The 17795-nt window shown below is 64.1% G+C and carries 15 protein-coding genes; 14 read left to right on the forward strand and 1 reads right to left on the reverse strand.

The window, feature by feature from the left end:
• Positions 1-171 precede the first annotated feature (171 nt).
• A complete protein-coding gene (locus RQ479_RS33245) occupies positions 172-1467 on the reverse strand; it encodes a DUF2130 domain-containing protein (protein ID WP_376706192.1) in 1296 nt (431 codons plus the stop codon).
• A gap of 472 nt (positions 1468-1939) precedes the next feature.
• On the opposite strand from RQ479_RS33245, the gene RQ479_RS33250 reads away from it, so the two are divergent.
• The 14 genes from RQ479_RS33250 (at position 1940) to RQ479_RS33315 (ending at position 17707) form a co-directional block, all read left to right on the forward strand.
• Positions 1940-4093 carry a ParB/RepB/Spo0J family partition protein gene (locus RQ479_RS33250; RefSeq protein ID WP_376706193.1) on the forward strand — a complete coding sequence of 718 codons (2154 nt, stop codon included), beginning with the start codon at positions 1940-1942 and terminating at the stop codon, positions 4091-4093.
• Between the two features lie 72 nt (positions 4094-4165).
• Positions 4166-4642, forward strand: coding sequence for a hypothetical protein (locus tag RQ479_RS33255; protein ID WP_376706194.1), 477 nt, complete (start codon positions 4166-4168; stop codon positions 4640-4642).
• 62 nt (positions 4643-4704) lie between these two features.
• On the forward strand, positions 4705-5121 hold the full coding sequence (locus RQ479_RS33260; RefSeq protein WP_376706195.1) for a hypothetical protein: 417 nt from the start codon (positions 4705-4707) through the stop codon (positions 5119-5121).
• A gap of 77 nt (positions 5122-5198) precedes the next feature.
• Positions 5199-5798, forward strand: coding sequence for a DUF1419 domain-containing protein (locus tag RQ479_RS33265; protein ID WP_376706196.1), 600 nt, complete (start codon positions 5199-5201; stop codon positions 5796-5798).
• A 231-nt stretch (positions 5799-6029) separates the two neighbouring features.
• Positions 6030-6410, forward strand: a complete 381-nt coding sequence (locus tag RQ479_RS33270; protein WP_376706197.1) for a hypothetical protein — start codon at positions 6030-6032, stop codon at positions 6408-6410.
• A gap of 296 nt (positions 6411-6706) precedes the next feature.
• Positions 6707-7123 carry a hypothetical protein gene (locus RQ479_RS33275; protein ID WP_376706198.1) on the forward strand — a complete coding sequence of 139 codons (417 nt, stop codon included), beginning with the start codon at positions 6707-6709 and terminating at the stop codon, positions 7121-7123.
• A gap of 719 nt (positions 7124-7842) precedes the next feature.
• Entirely contained in the window at positions 7843-12303 is a 4461-nt protein-coding gene (locus tag RQ479_RS33280; protein WP_376706199.1) for a strawberry notch-like NTP hydrolase domain-containing protein, read from the forward strand.
• A 12-nt stretch (positions 12304-12315) separates the two neighbouring features.
• A complete protein-coding gene (locus RQ479_RS33285; RefSeq protein ID WP_376706200.1) occupies positions 12316-13365 on the forward strand; it encodes a toprim domain-containing protein in 1050 nt (349 codons plus the stop codon).
• 249 nt (positions 13366-13614) lie between these two features.
• Positions 13615-14556, forward strand: a complete 942-nt coding sequence (locus tag RQ479_RS33290; protein ID WP_376706201.1) for a DUF2493 domain-containing protein — start codon at positions 13615-13617, stop codon at positions 14554-14556.
• 206 nt (positions 14557-14762) lie between these two features.
• On the forward strand, positions 14763-15047 hold the full coding sequence (locus RQ479_RS33295; protein WP_140776854.1) for a DUF1778 domain-containing protein: 285 nt from the start codon (positions 14763-14765) through the stop codon (positions 15045-15047).
• Positions 15048-15554, forward strand: coding sequence for a GNAT family N-acetyltransferase (locus RQ479_RS33300; RefSeq protein WP_376706202.1), 507 nt, complete (start codon positions 15048-15050; stop codon positions 15552-15554). It begins immediately after the preceding gene.
• Positions 15555-15746: 192 nt separating this feature from the next.
• Positions 15747-16280 (forward strand): hypothetical protein, encoded by a 534-nt coding sequence (locus tag RQ479_RS33305; protein WP_376706203.1) that lies wholly within the window; start codon positions 15747-15749, stop codon positions 16278-16280.
• Between the two features lie 703 nt (positions 16281-16983).
• Entirely contained in the window at positions 16984-17307 is a 324-nt protein-coding gene (locus RQ479_RS33310; protein WP_023780851.1) for a DUF736 family protein, read from the forward strand.
• Positions 17308-17365: 58 nt separating this feature from the next.
• Positions 17366-17707 carry a hypothetical protein gene (locus tag RQ479_RS33315; protein WP_376706204.1) on the forward strand — a complete coding sequence of 114 codons (342 nt, stop codon included), beginning with the start codon at positions 17366-17368 and terminating at the stop codon, positions 17705-17707.
• Positions 17708-17795: the final 88 nt, after the last annotated feature.

Consider the following 17795-nt stretch of genomic DNA (forward strand, 5'->3'; position numbering starts at 1 on the left):
CACAAGGGCGGCGCCTTAGCACGTGGTGGTCAGAAAAAGGCAAGGCAGGCCGTCGGGCCGTCCCCGGTCTCAACTGTTACACCAGAGAGAGGACGGATGTGCTCTCCTTCGCCAGGCCGTATTCGGCATTCCGGTCCGAAAACTCTTCCGGGAACGTGCCGATCGGTTCACTTATTCGGTATCGGGTTGAGACACTCCGATTGCTGGCACATCCAGCCCCTCAATTTCCTGCATCACTTTTCCGGCGATGCCCTGCAGGTCACCGTACATGCCGACGGTCGACTCGATTACCCCTTGGATCTGTGCCTCGCGCTTGGCCCACAGACGTGTTGTGGCCTTGCGTTCCTTGGCGAGGTCCTCCTGCATATCCGAGAATTTTTCCACGATCGCCTCGACGCGATGTCGGAACCGCGGACCGGTCAGATAGCCATAGACCTGCTCCATTTTGGTGGCCTGGCCGTCCTGGGCGAGGCGCGAGTTGGCCAGCTCGATCAGGGATTGCCGGAGCAAAATGGCGATCGGGATCGCACATTTGGGGTGGGCGACATAGACTCCGTCCAAAAGATCGAAAGTTTCCACTCCGGGAGGCAACGCTTCCGAGACCATCAACGCAATATCCGCTCTCGCGGCTCGTTGATCGCCTCTGAGCTTACCCAGCCAGCCCTGGCTCCAGTTCTTCGTTCGTTTCGATTCCCACAAAATGGCGCCGCACGGCTGGCCGGCCGGTCCGACCACGCGGTGCAAGACGTCTCCGCCGAACTCGCCCTTGGCGACCGGTTCGATGATGTCCATCGGGAAACGGCTGGCAATGAGGGATTCTAGCTCGAGCTCGAGGACCTCGCCCTGCAACTGCTGGGAGCCCTGTTCGGCACGACGCTTCAGCTCCTCGATCTGACGCTGCATGCCGGCAATCTGTTCCTCTTTCTCCGCAACCTTCATTTTGAGGCCATCTTCGGCTTCGGACCTCGCCTTGATGCGAACGGCGTCCAGCCCTTCCTGGATCTTTCGTTCGATGGTGAGCGCCACCTCGCGCTTCTCATCATCGAGCGCACGTTTCTGTTTCAGGAATTCCGCTTGTTGCAGCTGAGCCTCGGCGAGTTTCTCGTCCCGCGCTTTAAGCGTCGCCTCTATCTCGGCAAGCTTCCTGTCCCGGTCTTCAAGATCGACCGAGAGCAGCAGCCTGGCCTTGCGGGCCTCCTCGGCCGCGATAGCCGCGCGCTCAAGCTTGATCTTTTCCGCCACTTGGTTGTCGATATCCGACTGGGCGGCATCGATTGCGGATTGCTTGCGTTGAAGCTCTTCCTCTCGGGCCGCGATGGAAGCGTTGCTCTGCGCCAAACGCCGCTCATAGTCCTCACGGGTGGCGGCAATCAGCGGAGCCGCGAGCGATTCGTTTAGCTTGATGTCCGCCTTGCAGCTTGGGCAGATGATTGTCGGTTCATTGAGGATCCTGGGCTGGACTGTCATTCGCGGTGACTCGCTGAGGAAGCTGGATGAAAGAGGTGCCAGATTATATCTTAGGGACTGCTTTTGGAAAAGAACAAAGAGCGAACGAAGGGAGTTATCCCCCGCGCAAGGGCCGGCGAAAGTTCGCTTCACTATTTGCAGATTGCTGGAAAGAAGCACGCGGCGGCCGAGGCGAGGAATTTAGCTATATTCGGGGCCAGCCGGCACACCTGAAGGGTGCCAGGCCAGGCCCGGCCGGCAGCGCTGATCCACCAGCTCATGGATTACGCCGATAAGTTGGGGGCACTAGGCAAGCTCGAAAGTACCGAAATCTGCAAAATCGACCGCTGCGCTGTCCATGCGCGCATGACACGATTGCCGCAGTTGCCTGCGCTGGCGCCGGCGCCAGAGGCAAAGGGGGGAGGGGAGGTTTCCTGACGGGCTTGGAGGTCCAGGGAGAGGCCCCGGGCCGCCCGTCATGGAGAACCTGACCATGGCAAAGGCCATTCAGAAGATCGCTATGAACCCATCGGAAAACATTCCTTACGACAAGCTCGTGTTGTCGCAGAAGAATGTTCGGAGAGTAAAGGACGGCGTTTCCATCGAGCAGCTCGCCGAAGACATCGGACGGCGCATGCTGCTCCAAAGCCTGAACGTCCGTCCCGTCCTCGGCGAAGACGGAGAGGAGACCGACACGTTCGAAGTGCCCGCCGGCGGCCGCCGCTATCTAGCGCTCGGCATGCTCATCAAACAGAAGCGGCTGGCAAAGAACGAGCCGATACCGTGCATCGTCAATCGAAGCACGGCGACATCGGCTGAAGAGGACTCTCTGGCCGAGAATTTCCACCGCGCGGATCTCCATCCTCTCGACCAGTTCCGGGCGTTCAAGACACTGAGCGACCAGGGACTCGATCACGAAGAAATCGCCGCGCGCTTCTTTGTCTCGTCAGCGACGGTGAAGCAGCGCCTGCGGCTCGCCTCGGTCTCGCCAAAACTGCTCGATCTCTACGAGAAGGATGAAATCCGGCTCGAGCAGATCATGGCGTTCTCGATTTCGGACGACCATGCCCGCCAGGAGCAGGTCTGGGAGCGCATCACAAACAACCCGAATATGCAGGAGCCTTATTACATCAGGCGTCTGCTGACCGAGACGACGGTGCGTGCCGACGATCGCCGCGCAGTCTATGTCGGTGCCGAAGCCTATGAGAATGCCGGCGGCGTCATACTGCGCGACCTGTTTGAGCAGGATTCCGGTGGCTGGTTCCAGGATGCAGCTCTCCTCGAGCAGCTGGTCTTCGATAGACTGAAGGTAGATGCCGAGACCGTTCGCGCCGACGGCTGGAAGTGGGTCGAGGCGGCGATCAGCTTCCCGTACGGCCACACCTCCGGCATGCGGCGGGTTTATGCCGAGCCGGCGGAGTTGAGCACCGAGGAGACCGCCCGCTATGAGGCGGTGAAGGCCGAGTATGATGCGCTCGATGCCAAATATGCCGAGATGGAGGACGCCGATCAGGAGATCGAGGACAAGCTCGATCAGCTCGGCGCCGAACTCGACGCGTTCAGCGATCGCCCCCAGGTCTATGACCCGGCGCAAAAGGCTATCGCCGGAGCGTTTGTCGCGCTTGGCGCCAACGGCCAACTGCAGATCGAAGCCGGCTTTGTCCGCCCCGAGGACGAACCACGGGTCGAGACGGGCGATGACGATGAAGAAGCCGAGGACGGGGATCGCGACCCGTCGCAATCCGACGATGACAGCGCCAATCACGTCGTCGTCAACGGCCGGTCCGTGAACGGCGCATCCGACACCGCCGAAGAGCCCGAGGATGAAGGGATCAAGCCGCTGCCCGATCGCCTCGTCTTCGATCTCACCGCACAGAAGACGCTTGCGCTGCGTAACGCGTTGGCAAGCGACCTCGACATCGCCTTCGTCGCGGTGCTCCATGCACTCGTGCTGCAGGTGTTCTATCGGTTTGCCAAGGACAGCTGCCTCGAGGTCAACATGGTGAGCAACAGTTTTGGCCAAGTCCAGGGTCTGGCCGACACGACCTGGGCGAAGGAGATCGCCGATCGCCACGAGGCCTGGGACAGGGATATGCCCGACAGCAGCAATCTCTGGGAGTTCCTGCTTGGTCTCGACGAAGCGAGCCGCAAGGCGCTATTCGCGCACTGCGCATCGCTCTCGCTCAACGCCGTCGTCGAGCCCTGGAACAGGCGGTCAGGCGCCCTTGCCCATGCCGATGCACTCGCTGCCACGCTTCAGTTCGACATGGTGGAGGCTGGCTGGTCGCCCACGGTGGACAATTACCTCGGCCGCGTCACCAAGGCCCGGATCGTTCAAGCCGTGCGCGAGGGACGCGGCGAGGATTCCGCACAGCTGATCGACCACATGAAGAAGGACTTGATGGCACGCGAGGCTGCTCGCCTTCTCGAAGGGTCGAACTGGCTGCCCGAGCCGCTGCGCCTTGATGTCGACGACCCGGTTGCTGAAGTCGACGACGCCGCCACCGATGATGTGACGGATGAGACGGCTCTCGACGGCGATGCCGCCGAGCTGCCGGCCTTCCTCGCCGACGATACCGGCACGTCCTCCGATGAACCGGTGACCGAAACCGGCGAGGAACCCGAGCACCTTCAGGCCGCCGAGTAATCGGCCTCCCGCTCACCACTAGGCCCAGCATCTCCGCCGGGTCCTTTTGTTTTCCGACAAGGAGAAAAACGCATGTCCGCACATACAATTTACGATTGCGCCTCTCTGGGAAGCGTTGTCCGCTATTGCGACGGCACAGCGTGGCCGCCGGCCCGCTTCAGAAAGAAGCTGTCCGCCTGGGAGAGCCGCAACGGCACCGGCCGACTGGTCAAGAAGGAGCCGCCGCGAACGCGCGCGACCTATAGCTCGCCAGCCTGTTTCACCCTGCATGAGGGCGACTTCGGCCAAGGCGGCATCATCGTCGTCTCGGTCCGGCGCACGTGGTCCGTCGAAAGCGACCTGCGTTTCGAGGTTGTCGAGCGTCCGTCGATTGGCATGGTCCGCGTGCTGCAGGACATCGGCGAAAGCCCGGAACTCCTGAATCTCGCCAGGGATCGCGAGGCCGCCGAACGCTGGCTCGCCAACAATCCGTACAGCCGGGCCTATCTCGAGGAGGTCTCCGCCGATGAGGTCGGCGCCGACGTCATCGAAGGCCGCGCGGCTGCCTGACTTCCTCATCGCATTAAACCAACCCACGACATGCCCGGCGGTCGCGCAAGCGATCGCCGGGCATGTTCCGTTTCATGGAGATCGACATGTTCGACTGGAATACAAGCTGCTCCTACAACGAGCAGCAGAAGAGACGTTTTCATACGAGGGCGCGCTCACGGCTGAAAGAGCTTGTCGCCGAACTTGCCTTGCCGCCGGGTAGCTTTGACCTGCGCTGGAATAGGGCGGGTATCGCCGTATCCGGTGAAATCACCCTGCATCATGACCGCGCCTATATCCAGGTCGGCCAGTTCGGGCTGTCGTCGGGGCACGGTATTCTGATCCGCACCTGCAAGGGCCGCAAGGACTATACTGGCGGGGCCAACCACTTCGTCGCGCTCGGCATGCTCGATGACATCCCGGCGCTCGCCGCAGCGGTCCGCGCCATTACGGGCGTCGGATACGATGCCGCGCCTTCCGCGGATCGCCGCGCCGCCTGAACTGCCCACCGATCCGTCACCCGCCGACCGCTGCAGCGCTGCTGTGGCGGGCGACCGCCTATTTCCGGAGAGCAGCCATGTCCACCCATCCCCCGTTCCGAAAGGTGTTCGACGGCGTCGCAACGCGCGAGCAGATGTTCCGGCTCTTCAACCGGCACAAAGACACTCCGGGTATAAATCCAATTTCTGGCACGCCCTACGCCGGCGAGTATTTCGAGATTGCCGCCGAGCAATACCACTTCATGCTCGCGCTCTTGCCGCCGCTGTTCCAGCGAACCGGCATGTTCGGCATGTCCGAATACAAGTCTGGCTATGTGACCAGCGTCTTTTTCGCCATCAGGATCCGTGGCCGTGAACGATGGTTCCACGGCTTCTGCGACCTCTCCGACAAACGCAGTCCGGACGCGATGCGCGCGGCGATCATCGCCCACGAGACGGGCGCCGTCGACAGCATGACGCGCCAGGAAAAGCTCGAGGCGATCTGGTCCGCCACCCATCCCGACTTCAAGGGCATCGCTGGCGAGGCAAACCCGGACGCCTGGCCGCCGGAGCATCACGGCAAGCGAACCATCCTGATCAATGCTGGCACGCAGGGGACAGTCCTCAAGCTGCTGGAGGATCTCTCCGACGAAGAGATCGACAATCGCATGCCAGCAATTCATGCACGGTCGAGGTGAGGAGGGGCGAGTGATGCGGAGCCATCATAAGCAGTTGCCGACGGCCAAACACACCTGGGAGGCGCACTCGAGCTATACGGCCGCCTTCGGTGTGCCCGATCGTCGCCGATACCGACGCACGCCGCCGGGCCCCGACCGTCGCCAATCTCGTGCGGCCCGGCGACAGTGCTCGGCCTCGCCGGCTTCTGCTTTTCTGGGCTGCATACCCAGCCCCAGACAGGGAGACGCCACATGTCGCGCCTGAATGATCCGGAGAACTTCCGCGGCCGCGTGAACTATACGGCCAAGGTCATCGCCTGCGGACGAAGACCGACCTGCGCCTTCGACAATTGCTTCGACAACTATGACGACGACGAGGTGGCGACGGTGATCCTGAGACGTTCCCGCAAAAATGGCCGCCTTGCTGCCAATCTCCAGCGCTATCTGAATCTCTCCTCCATCGACGCCGCCGCCGATCGGCTCGCCAGTGTTCCAACGCGCAAACTGCCGGAAGTTGCCCGGCAGACGCGCGTACGCCGCCTGGCCGAGTTCGACGCCTGGTTCGAACAGCGCAAGACGGACGCCGGCGTCGATTCCTATACGACCCTCGCCGATGAGGGGAGCGCTCCATAAACCGTGATCCTGCCGTCGCATGCCACCCGACGCTCGTCGTCATCGACGATGCCTTCGGCGTAAAGCGTGGGCCGAAGAACGCGCCCGCTTTCGCGCGATGGCCGATCAACTTCGGGGGCGGCGACAAAGCGCTCGACGTCTGTTCGGTCGCCTGACCGACCAGTTGTGCCGCGACGGGTTCCGATCGCGGCTGACATGAAGCGATGTCGCCTCAACCGACCCGCAAAACCACCATCAGCTTTGAACTCTATCCGGCGCGAGCGCCGGGCATCGCACATCAATGCAGGAGAACGGCAATGCCAAAATTCACTATCGAGAGCACCTACCATCTGCCCGTGTATCGGCACCGTACCTACGATGCCGCGACGCCTGCCGAGGCGTGTCGTCAGGCCGTCGAGGACGACGACTGGTCCGCCGAGAAATTCGACTACGAAACGGCCGGCGAGACATACATCACAGGCATCTGGCCCGGTGCGGATGCCGCTTACCGTGTCGAGTCAATAACCGTGCCATCGCAGTTTCATGAGACGATCCAGCGCAAGGCCGCCCACTTCCAGGAGCTGTTCGATCAGCTGGTCTATGTCGCCCAACCGATGGGTTTATCCACGGTCGACTTCGAGCGCTGGCTGCCGAAGGCAATTGTCGCGATTGAGAAGGCAAAAGCGATCATCGAGGAACGCCGCGATCCCGATGAGCAAACAGCAGGGTCATGATCAGCACCAATGCAGGACCGAAATCCTTTCGGAGCAAACCGTCAGATCACTCGACGAAGGGCTTTTGGCAGCCGACGTTTCCAACGCTGCCCACGAGGCAAATTTGGTTCGTCGAGACGTCTGACACGTTTTCGAGGCGACCGCGCAGGCTCCTCGTCAACGCCTTCCGTCTCGACCTCAGCGGGATGCGGTTCGGCATGGGTTGCGTCGGCAATGGCGTGCGCATGACCGTCTTCTGATGGGGTGTCGATCGAGGAGCCGGCGCTGCTCGCGCAGTCAACGTCGACGATCGGATCGAGACGCGATCATTCCCGACCGGCCCTAGGGTCCCCTCGGAAACCGGCAAAGCGTCGGCGGCTACAGTGGAAAGGTCCAGGTCGCCCCAGATCGATCGCGGTTTTGCAGGACTGCCGCGCCTCTTCTTCACTTCCACGACAAACGGTCGCGTGGGTCGTTTCATAGTCGCGTTCCCTGGTGAGAATCGATCCCATTGCAGGATCCGGTCGTCATTTACTTCGGTCACGAGCAGCGGTCCAACAATCCCGCCGTCGCCGCGACCTCCAGCCGCTGGGTAGTCCGCAGCTTTCGTACCTGAACAGCCCCTCGCTACATCTCGCTTCTCGTCGCGAGAGGGAGAGCGGGGCTGGAAGGAGCGCGGCCCGGCCGGGGCACAGAGAATGCCGGCGGGGCAGGCACTCTCTCCCGCGAAGGACATCTCCATGAACATTGTTTCGACCCCATCGACCGTCGCTCGAACGGCCCCTCCCGTTACCGCGCCGGCATCCGACGCCATCGACACCGCCCACGCGATCCACCTGGCGGCCGCGGAGCTTCTGCCTCTCCTCGAACAAGGCAAGCCCATCACTACGAGGACATTGCGCGTTGCCATGAGCGACAGCTTCGGCGGCACCGACGCGCAAGGCTTCTGGGTTTGGAAGGACGCCTATGAGGCGCTCGAATCTGCCCAGGTCCTGTTCATCCGCAGATTCGGACCGGCGATCTTGTCCCGGTCGGCCTCGCCCGAGGCAGCGCTGGCGATGATGAGGCGGATCGCCGATCTCGTTCCCACCCACACACGGCGCTCCTACGAGAGCCAGGCCATGCAGCAGCTGTCGACGCCACTGCCGCTCGCCTTCGTCACCGCTCAAGCGGCCGCGATCTCCTCTTCGGATCTCGTTCTCGAACCCTCGGCCGGCACCGGCCTGATCGCAGTCCATGCCGAGATTGCCCAAGCCTCGCTCGCCCTCAACGAGCTTGCCATGACCCGCGCGGATCTGCTCGGCTTGCTGTTCCCGCGCGCTCCCGTTTCCCGGCACGACGCAGCCCATATCGACGATCATCTCGATTCCACCATCGAGCCTTCCGTCGTGCTGATGAATCCTCCCTTCACGGTCGGCGCCTATGTCGACGGCCATGTCTCCGATGCGGCATGGCGGCACCTGTCCTCCGCATTCGCCCGGCTGCGCGCCGGCGGGCGAATTGTCGCCATCACCGGCACCGGGCTTTCTCCCGAAAACCCCAAATGGCGAGCCGCCTTTGAACGGTTGCAGCGGCAGGGCACCATCGTCTTCACCGCGGCGATCGACGGCCGCGTCTATTCCCGCCACGGCACGACCGCCGAAACCCGCCTCACGATCATCGACAAGGTGCCCGCAGCAGACCCGTCCCGCTTCGCGGCCTCGCCGGGCAAGGCTTTGGACGTTGAAACGCTGCTCGCCTGGATATCCGACCTGCCGCCCCGCACGCCGGGCGGCTTCCCGGACTCGATCGGCGCCCTCTCGAACCAGATCCTGCGCACTGCCGCGGCTCAAATGGCCGCGCGAAATGCGACGAAAGCCGCACCCATCGCAGCATCTGCAGCTGCCGCAAAGACTTTCCGCCAAACCCACCACCCGGCTGCCCGGATGAAGCCCATCCTCCCGGTCGTGACAGGCACCACGCCTGCCGTTCCCCTTGCCTACGAGCTGCGCGACTGGATGCCGGAGAAGGGCGGCAGGCTTACCGACACGATCTACGAGCCCTATGCGCTGCAGTCGATCGACATCCCGCGCGCCAAGCCGCATCCGACGCCGCTGGTGCAGTCGGCAGCCATGGCTGCGGTCGCGCCGCCAAAACCGTCTTACCGGCCTCTCCTGCCCGATACGATCATCGACGAAGGCCTACTGTCCGACGCCCAGATCGAAAGTGTGATCTATGCCGGTGAGGCACATTCCGGCCATCTCGCCGGCGCCTGGACGGTCGACGAAAACTGCGATGTCGTCTCCGCCGCCTCCGAAGGCGCCGAGAATGCCTTCCGCTTCCGCCGTGGATGGTTCCTGGGTGACGGGACCGGTTGCGGCAAGGGCCGGCAGGTCGCCGGCATCATCCTGGACAACTGGCTGCAGGGTCGCCGGCGCGCGATCTGGATTTCCAAGTCGGATAAGCTCTTGGAAGACGCCCAGCGCGACTGGTCGGCACTCGACCAAGAACGTCTTCTCGTCCAGCCGCTCTCGCGCTATCGGCAGGGCACGCCGATCCGCCTTGCCGAAGGCATCCTCTTCACCACCTATGCCACCCTCCGCTCGCAGGAACGCGATGGCAAGAAATCCCGCATCGCCCAGATCCTCGACTGGGTCGGCAAGGACTTTAGTGGCGTCATCGTCTTCGACGAAGCGCACACCATGGCCAATGCCGCCGGGGGAAAAAGCGAGCGTGGCGATGTTGCGCCTTCACAGCAGGGTAGGGCGGGGCTGCGGCTCCAGCATGCACTGCCCGACGCCCGCGTCGTCTACGTCTCTGCAACGGGTGCGACGGCAGTCGAGAACCTCGCCTACGCACAACGCCTCGGCATCTGGGGCAGCGAGGATTTTCCCTTCGCAAACCGTGCCGAGTTCGTAGCCGCGATCGAGGACGGCGGTGTCGCCGCGATGGAGGTGCTCGCCCGTGACCTTAAATCGCTCGGTCTCTATACGGCGCGTTCGCTCTCCTATGACGGCGTCGAATACGACCTGCTGGAGCACGAGCTGACCGACGAGCAGATCCGCATCTATAACGCCTATGCGGACGCGTTTCAGGTCATCCATAATAACCTCAACGCGGCGCTCGAGGCGGCCAACATCACCAGCGATTCCGCCACGCTGAACCGCAATGTCAAGGCGGCTGCGCGGTCGGCCTTCGAGAGCACCAAGCAGCGCTTCTTCAGCCATCTCATCACCTCGATGATGACACCGACCCTGATCAGCGCCATCAGGCAGGATCTCGCCGACGGCCACGCGGCCGTGGTGCAGATCGTCTCGACCGGCGAGGCGCTGATGGAACGCCGGCTTGCAGAGATCCCGACCGAGGAATGGTCGGATCTCCATGTCGATGTCACGCCCCGCGAGTATGTCGGCGGGTATTTGATGCATTCCTTCCCGACGCAGCTGTTCGAGGAGTATTCGGACGCCGAGGGGAACGTCTACTCGCGGCCCGTCCACGACGAGGACGGTAACCCGGTCCAATGTCGCGAGGCGGTGCGCCGGCGCGACGAGATGATCGAAAGGCTGGCCTCGCTGCCGCCGGTCGGCAGCGCGCTCGACCAGATCGTTCATCATTTCGGGACAGAGACCGTTGCCGAAGTGACGGGCCGCTCGCGCCGTATCGTTAGGAAGACCGGCCGCGACGGCATCGACCGGCTTGCGGTCGAGAACCGCCCGGCCTCGGCCAACCTGGCCGAGACGCAGAGCTTCATGGATGACGACAAGCGCGTCCTGATTTTTTCGGACGCCGGCGGGACAGGCCGCTCGTATCACGCCGACCTCGGGGTGAAAAATCAGAGGCTGCGCAGGCACTATCTGCTCGAGGCCGGCTGGCGCGCCGACAACGCCATCCAGGGTCTTGGGCGGACCCACCGCACCAACCAGGCGCAGCCGCCATTGTTCCGGCCGATGGCCGCCAATGTGAAAGCGGGAAAACGCTTTCTGTCGACCATCGCGCGGCGGCTCGACACGTTGGGGGCAATCACGCGGGGCCAGCGTCAGACGGGCGGGGCTGGGCTGTTCCGGTCCGAGGACAATCTGGAAAGCTCCTATGCCCGCGCCGCTCTGCGGCAATTCTACATGCTGCTGCACCAGGGCAAGATCGAGGGCTGCTCGCTTACGACCTTCGAGACGGTCACCGGCCTGTCGCTGACCACCGAGGATGGCGGTTTGCGCGACGAGCTGCCGCCGATCACGACCTGGCTCAACCGGCTGTTGGCGCTGCGCATCGAAACCCAGAATCTGCTGTTCGAGGTATTCGAGCAGCTGATGACGGCAAAGGTCGAGGGCGCCACCGCCGCGGGCAACTATGACAAGGGGTTGGAGACGATCACGGCGGAGAGCATTGTCGTCACTGATCGCCGGACCGTCTATACCCACCGGGTCTCGGGCGCGCAGTCGCATGTGCTCACGGTTGCCCGCAAGGATCGCATCCGGCCGCTCGGTCTGGTCGATGCGCTGGCCATCGCCCGCTCCGAACCGCAGTCGGTCCTGCTGGTCAACTCGCGGTCGAGCCGCGCGGCAATCCAGCTCCCGACCGCGAGCCTGATGCTCGACGACGGGACCGTCGAGCACCGCGTGCGCCTGCTGCGGCCGACCGACGAGCTGCGCTTCGGTCTTGATGCCCTCGCCGAGACCCATTGGCAGCCGGCCGACCGCAAACTGTTCTGCGAACTATGGGACGCCGAAGTGGCAGCGGTCCCGGAATTTACCACCAGCACCTTCCACATCGTCACCGGCCTGCTGCTGCCGATCTGGCGGCGTCTGCCAGACGATGACTGCAGAGTTTACCGCATGCAGACCGATGCCGGCGAACGGATCATTGGCCGTCACATCGCGCCGACGCTGGTCGCGACCATGTTGCGCAATCTCGGTATCGACGATGTGCGGACGCTCGCTCCGCACGAGGCATGGACCGGCTTGATCGAGGGCCGGATCGGGGCGCAACTCGCCGACGGCCTGATCCTGCGCCGCAGCCGCGTCATGAATGACTACCGCGTCGAACTGATCGGTTTCACCGACGCGATGGTGCCGCGGCTGAAGGCGCTGGGACTGATCTCCGAAATCATCTCCTGGAAGCTCAGACTGTTCATCCCGACGGGCGGGCATGGCTCTGCCATTCTCGCCTCGCTTCTCGATCGCCACACGCTGGTCGGCGTCACCGACCGCGCATCCGCAGCGTAAATGGAGGCGATCATGACCGGCTCGGCCTCCGAGCTGGCGCGCCGCCTTGGCGACCATGCAGAGGCGGTGTGCCGCGCATATCTCTCCAACGGCCATCGTTCCGGCAATCACTGGATCGTCGGTGATGTCCGCAACACGCGCGGCCGCTCGATGCATGTGCGGCTGAAGGCCAATGCCAAAGGCCCTGCTGGTAAGTGGGTGGACGAGGCGACCACCGAGTTTGGCGATCTGCTCGATGTCATCCGCGAAAGCTGCGGCCTCATCGAGTTTCGCGATGTCGCGGACGAAGCGCGGCGTTTCCTCGCCATGCCACGGCCAGAGCCCCAGTCCCGACCATTCGGTGCCCAGCGCCAGCCTGCGGTGGCACGCGGCTCCCCCGAATCGGCGCGCCGCCTGTTCGCCATGTCGCAGCCGATCGTCGGCACGCTGGCCGAACGCTATCTGGCCGGCCGCGGCATCGTCTTGTCCGCCCGTGAGCGCGCTCTCCGCTTCCACCCCGGCTGCTACTACCGTGATCTGGTGACGGGCAAGACGCAGACCCTGCCCGCATTGATCGCCGCCGTCACCAGTCTGGACGGACGCATCACCGGTCTCCAGCGTACCTGGCTCGCTCCGGACGGCAATGGCAAAGCTCAACTCGACGATCCCCGCCGCTCTCTCGGTCACTTGCTGGGCAACGGCATCTGGCTCGGCCTTGAACCCGGTGCTCCTGTCCCGATCATGGCCGCCGGCGAAGGTTTTGAGACGATGGCCTCGCTGCGGACGGTGATGCCGTCGCTGCCGGTGGCCGCCGCCACTTCGGCCAATCACCTCGCCGGCCTGATTTTCCCGCCTGGCTGCCGTCGCCTCTACATCGCGGCCGATGCGGACGCCGCCGGCCGGCACGGTATCGAACGTCTCAGCCAGCGCGCGGGCGAGGCGGGGATTCTCGCTCTGACGTTGCAGCCGCAGCTCGGCGACTTCAATGACGATCTGCGCCATCTCGGGCCGGCCCATCTCGCGGCATGGCTCGCCGATCAGCTCGTTCCGGAAGATGCCCGTCTCTTCCTGCCGGCGGGATGAACGGTCCGAGCCTGCGGGCGGGCAGGGGTGGCGTTACAGAAGGGCGTGCAGGCATGGCGGCGATCCGCCGGAGAGGCCGCGCCCGCGGCCTGCCCGAGAGGCGACCCCTGCCACCCCCCGTTCACGGCCGCAACGGCTGCGCCGTCCTCCGCTTCACGCTCCGGCCTTCGGTGCGGCCGCGCCCGGGGCGCGGCCGGGATGCGCTGTCAGGCCGCGAAGGGCGCGGCCACAACCGACGGAGACACCGCCATGACCTACGAGCTTCCTTTCGACGACGCCTACGAGCCCTACCACACCTCCTCGCCGACCGACCGCGTCATCCTCGAACTGCAGATGTACGGCCATCGCCCGCATCAGGATGAGCCCGATCCCCGCCCATTGCCGGACGAGAGTGTGATCCGGGCCGGCCTTGCCGGGATCGTCGAGACCTTCGCCGGCATGCTCGGCGACACCAGGCTCGAACCCGATCTCGACGACCTGCTCTGGTCCTTCGCAAACGTCTTCCACCGCGCCGCCGAGCGCGTCGCCCGCAGCCTCGATCGCAACGAGGAGGCCCAGCGTTCAAGCCAGCAGGAGCAGGACGGTTCCGAGGTGAAGTCGGTCGAGCTGGAACGGCTCACTGCCGAGGGCATCACCTATATCGAGCGCCGCAATGTGCTCGAAATCATGCGCGACGAGGCCGCCGACCTCTACGAGGCACAAACAGGATCGGCATGGCGACCGCGCACCGGCTCCAAGGTCTCCCACCAGGCAATGACCGCGGCGATGATCGACAGCCGCGACTTCCTCGCCGCTCGCCGCCACGCCGAAACCGAGGTGCTCGTCCCGGCCGGCACCAAGATTGCCTTCGCCGGTGGTCTCGACTGCAACGATCATGACCGGATCTGGGACGCGCTCGACAAGGCCCGCGAGAAGCATCCCGACATGGTCCTGCTCCACGGCGGCAGCCCGCGCGGCGCCGAACGTATCGCCGCCTGCTGGGCTGAGAACCGGAAGGTCACCCAGATCGCCTTCAAGCCGGATTGGAGCCGGCACGCCAAGGCAGCTCCGTTCCGCCGCAACGACCAGCTTCTCTCGGTGGTGCCCTACGGCCTGATCGTCTTTCCCGGCTCCGGGATCACCGAGAACCTTGCCGACAAGGCCCGTCGGCTCGGCATCCCCGTCTGGCGGTTCGCGGAGGGCGGCGCGTGAAGCGCCGCTTTCCTCGCAACCGCACTATCGAACCCGACCGGGCGCGGTCGGGTTCGGCCCGCGCGAAGCGCACCAAAGCCGCGCGGGAAGCACGGCAACCTCCGCTTTCAAAGATCGTATCGACGCGGTGGAGCATTCCGCCAGGCAACGTGTATTGCGTTCAGCGTTACATGGACGTATATACGTCCGCAGCACAGGAGCGCGCCATGGCCACTACAGCCCCGAGGAAGGAAACACCCGTCTCGATGCGGTTTCGCGATGATGATCTCACCATCATCGACCGCGGCGCGGAGTTGCTTGGCCTATCGCGCACGGAGTTCATGCGGCGCGCAGCACTCCACGAGGCGCAAGCGGCCATCCTCAACGAAACCGTCATCCGCGTGTCCCCGGAAGCCTATGACGCCTTCATGCAGGCGATCTCAGCGCCCGCCGCCGCGCCCCCGCCGAAGGCGGCCGAGCGGCTGCGTCGGTCCCCGCCCTGGGATCGCTAGGTGGCGCTTTCAGGCATCGAACTCCTCGACGACGCGCACCGCCTCGACAGCTTCGATTGCGGCAAGCCGGCGCTTAACGCTTGGCTGGCCGGTTTCGCACGAACGAACCAGGCCCGCGGGTTTACCCGCGTTCTGGTCGTTCACGACGAGGGAACAGTCGTCGGCTATTACGGCCTTGCGCCGGGCGTGATCCAGCCAAACAGCGCACCGCGCGCCATCCGCACCGGCCGCCCGCCCGACCCGATCCCCTGCCTGCTGATCGGACAACTCGCCGTCGACCATCGCTATGCCGGACAAGGCATCGGCAGCGGCCTGGTCAAGGACGCGCTTCGTCGCTGTGTCGCCGGCGCCGACATCGTTGCCGGCCGCGCGGTGGTTGTGCGGGCGATCGACGCCGAGGCCGAGCGCTATTGGCAGAGCTGGGGTTTTGTCCCGTCGCGAGACAACCCGTCTATCCTGATGCGCTCGATCCAGGACGTGAGCCTCTGGCTAGCCGAAGGCAGCTAGTCCACGCGCGTCGTCCGGCAGCGGCAGGGCCTAGGCGCGCCGGCCTGCGGCCGGCCGGGCTCTAGTCGCGGCGTCCCGCCGCTCCCCGCGCCGGCTTCGCCGTCTCGGCCTTCGGGTGACGATCCCTCGCGCAGGGCAGAGGGAGAGGGCGGCCGGTGCGGGGCGGGGGCGCTCGATAGAAGGAAAGTCACGATGTCGATGATATTCATAGGTGGATCACGCGAGATATTCGAGCTGCCGGAACCTGCCATCGCTCGCATCGGCGCAATCGTTGCTGCCGAGCACGGCGTGCTGATTGGCGATGCGTCAGGAGCCGATGCGGAGGCGCAAGGGCTGCTCGCGGGTTACAGGTACGAGCATGTCGGGGTCTTCCATACCGGCAAGGAACCCCGCAATAATCTGGGCGACTGGGCCGCCTACCATGTTCCTTCTCCTGGCAACGCCACAGGATACTGGGTCCACGCCGCCAAAGACCGGGAGATGGCGCGGCGCGCTGACTTTGGCATGATGGTCTGGGACGGCGCATCATCCGGCACGGCCGTCAACGTGCTTCGGCTCGCCATCGCGAACAAGCCGTGCGTCATTTACGATCTGGCCAGGGGCAGCGTGGCGACCACGTACAATGTGGAAGACTGGTGCGCCATGCTTCGCCATGCCGGCCTCGACGTTCGCCGGCAAGCCGAAGCCCGCATGACGCCGGACGAGCGTCTGGCGCTGCCAGAATGATGTACGCTGTCCCACCGACAGCCCGTCGAGGCTGATACGATATGCTTGTTCCGGCCCCGCGCCCCCAACTCCACTTTTTTGAACGGCCGGAACCGGCACCTTTCGACCCGGCCCACGCGCAGAGCCGCGTGGCGTTGTGCAGATGATCATCTTGACCCGTCTCGCCTCTGAAGCGGGTGCAAACGTGCCGAACCTGGCTTGCGCGGTCATCCATTCCTGGCCGCGAGGCATCACCAGGGGTGTGAAGTTCGGTGCCAGCCAGCTCCGATCTCGAAACCGCTGTGCCGCCATACGAACGCGCAAGGCGGTTCACGCGCCATGCTGCTGTTCGAGGTGTTGACGACGCAGGCGACATGACCTGAGAGGCTGCAGCCTGTTCCGGCCATCCGGCAGCGTTGCATGGGCGGCCAGGCGATGGCGGCCTGAGTTCTTCTCCATCTGCCGCATCCGGGGCCATTCCCGTTTCATGTCGCCTTTGTAGACGACCCGCCTGCTTTGTGCGGTCAACCCCCGTTGGGGGTACGCTCGACGAAAATTCAGGAAAATTCGATTCCTGTTTTTTGTTTGCGGTCAGGCGAAGGGCCTGCCCGCAATTTTCGGCAAATAGAATTTTCAAGAATTTTCGCCGAGATGACCGCAGCAGGACGGCCCTCTCCTTTGGCGCCATCGGGAATGGTCCCGATGCAACCGAAGGAGAACTATCATGGCCACCACGATCGCAAACCTCACCACCAAGGCCGACGGCTCGATGGAAGGCGTCTTTGCCACGCTCCGGGTCAACGCCCCGATCACCCTTATCCCGAACGCCAACAAGTCGCGAGAGGACGCCCCCGACTACCGGATCGTCAACAAGCGCACGGGCTTCGAGATCGGAGCCGGCTGGCACCGCATCTCCCAGCGTTCGGGCGAGGAATACCTCTCGGTCAAGCTGGAAGCCCCGGAGATCGGCGTCATCTTCGGCAATCTCGCTCCCGCCCCGGGTGGCGAGGAAAACAAGAAGGTCATCCTCTGGAACAACCCCCAGTGAGGCATCGGTGGCCGGCCCCTTAAGGGGCCGGCCACCCCACCGGCAAAAGGAGGTTGCAATGAGCCGCTACACCATCACTGTCACTGGCACCGTCACCGGACAGGTCCGCTCGGACCCAGACGCTGTCATCGGCTACGACCCACCGCTTCGGACCTACTTCCTGCAAGCGTTCCCCCACGAAGAAACCGACGAGCCCGCGCTCTGGCTTGGCACCGCCGATCGAGCGTTCGAAGCGCTTGAGGATCTTCGCCATGCAGCCATCTCAGAGGGCTACGACTTCATGGCGCTGCCGCCCGAATTGGCCGCAAAGCTGATCGACGACAAAGCGACAGCCAGCGCGCGTCCGGAGCGGGACGGCATCCTCGGGGAACTGCTGAAACACCTCAACCAATCCAAGTAGGCAACACAAAAAGGGCCTGCGGCGGAGTACTCCGTCGCGGGCCTTTTTTTTGCGCGTCGCAAAAGAGCCCAGAACATCGCCCGTCACA

It is taken from the genome of Mesorhizobium sp. ISC25, from assembly GCF_042295465.1.
Classification (GTDB): Bacteria; Pseudomonadota; Alphaproteobacteria; order Rhizobiales; family Rhizobiaceae; genus Mesorhizobium.

Bases quoted from the DNA above. Each gene is read 5' to 3' on its own strand.
- RQ479_RS33315 (WP_376706204.1), top strand. From the start codon at position 17,366: ATGAGCCGCTACACCATCACTGTCACTGGCACCGTCACCGGACAGGTC.
- RQ479_RS33250 (WP_376706193.1), top strand. From the start codon at position 1,940: ATGGCAAAGGCCATTCAGAAGATCGCTATGAACCCATCGGAAAACATT.
- RQ479_RS33245 (WP_376706192.1), bottom strand. From the start codon at position 1,467: ATGACAGTCCAGCCCAGGATCCTCAATGAACCGACAATCATCTGCCCA.
- RQ479_RS33280 (WP_376706199.1), top strand. From the start codon at position 7,843: ATGAACATTGTTTCGACCCCATCGACCGTCGCTCGAACGGCCCCTCCC.
- RQ479_RS33290 (WP_376706201.1), top strand. From the start codon at position 13,615: ATGACCTACGAGCTTCCTTTCGACGACGCCTACGAGCCCTACCACACC.
- RQ479_RS33305 (WP_376706203.1), top strand. From the start codon at position 15,747: ATGTCGATGATATTCATAGGTGGATCACGCGAGATATTCGAGCTGCCG.
- RQ479_RS33310 (WP_023780851.1), top strand. From the start codon at position 16,984: ATGGCCACCACGATCGCAAACCTCACCACCAAGGCCGACGGCTCGATG.
- RQ479_RS33260 (WP_376706195.1), top strand. From the start codon at position 4,705: ATGTTCCGTTTCATGGAGATCGACATGTTCGACTGGAATACAAGCTGC.
- RQ479_RS33295 (WP_140776854.1), top strand. From the start codon at position 14,763: ATGGCCACTACAGCCCCGAGGAAGGAAACACCCGTCTCGATGCGGTTT.
- RQ479_RS33265 (WP_376706196.1), top strand. From the start codon at position 5,199: ATGTCCACCCATCCCCCGTTCCGAAAGGTGTTCGACGGCGTCGCAACG.
- RQ479_RS33270 (WP_376706197.1), top strand. From the start codon at position 6,030: ATGTCGCGCCTGAATGATCCGGAGAACTTCCGCGGCCGCGTGAACTAT.
- RQ479_RS33285 (WP_376706200.1), top strand. From the start codon at position 12,316: ATGACCGGCTCGGCCTCCGAGCTGGCGCGCCGCCTTGGCGACCATGCA.
- RQ479_RS33255 (WP_376706194.1), top strand. From the start codon at position 4,166: ATGTCCGCACATACAATTTACGATTGCGCCTCTCTGGGAAGCGTTGTC.
- RQ479_RS33275 (WP_376706198.1), top strand. From the start codon at position 6,707: ATGCCAAAATTCACTATCGAGAGCACCTACCATCTGCCCGTGTATCGG.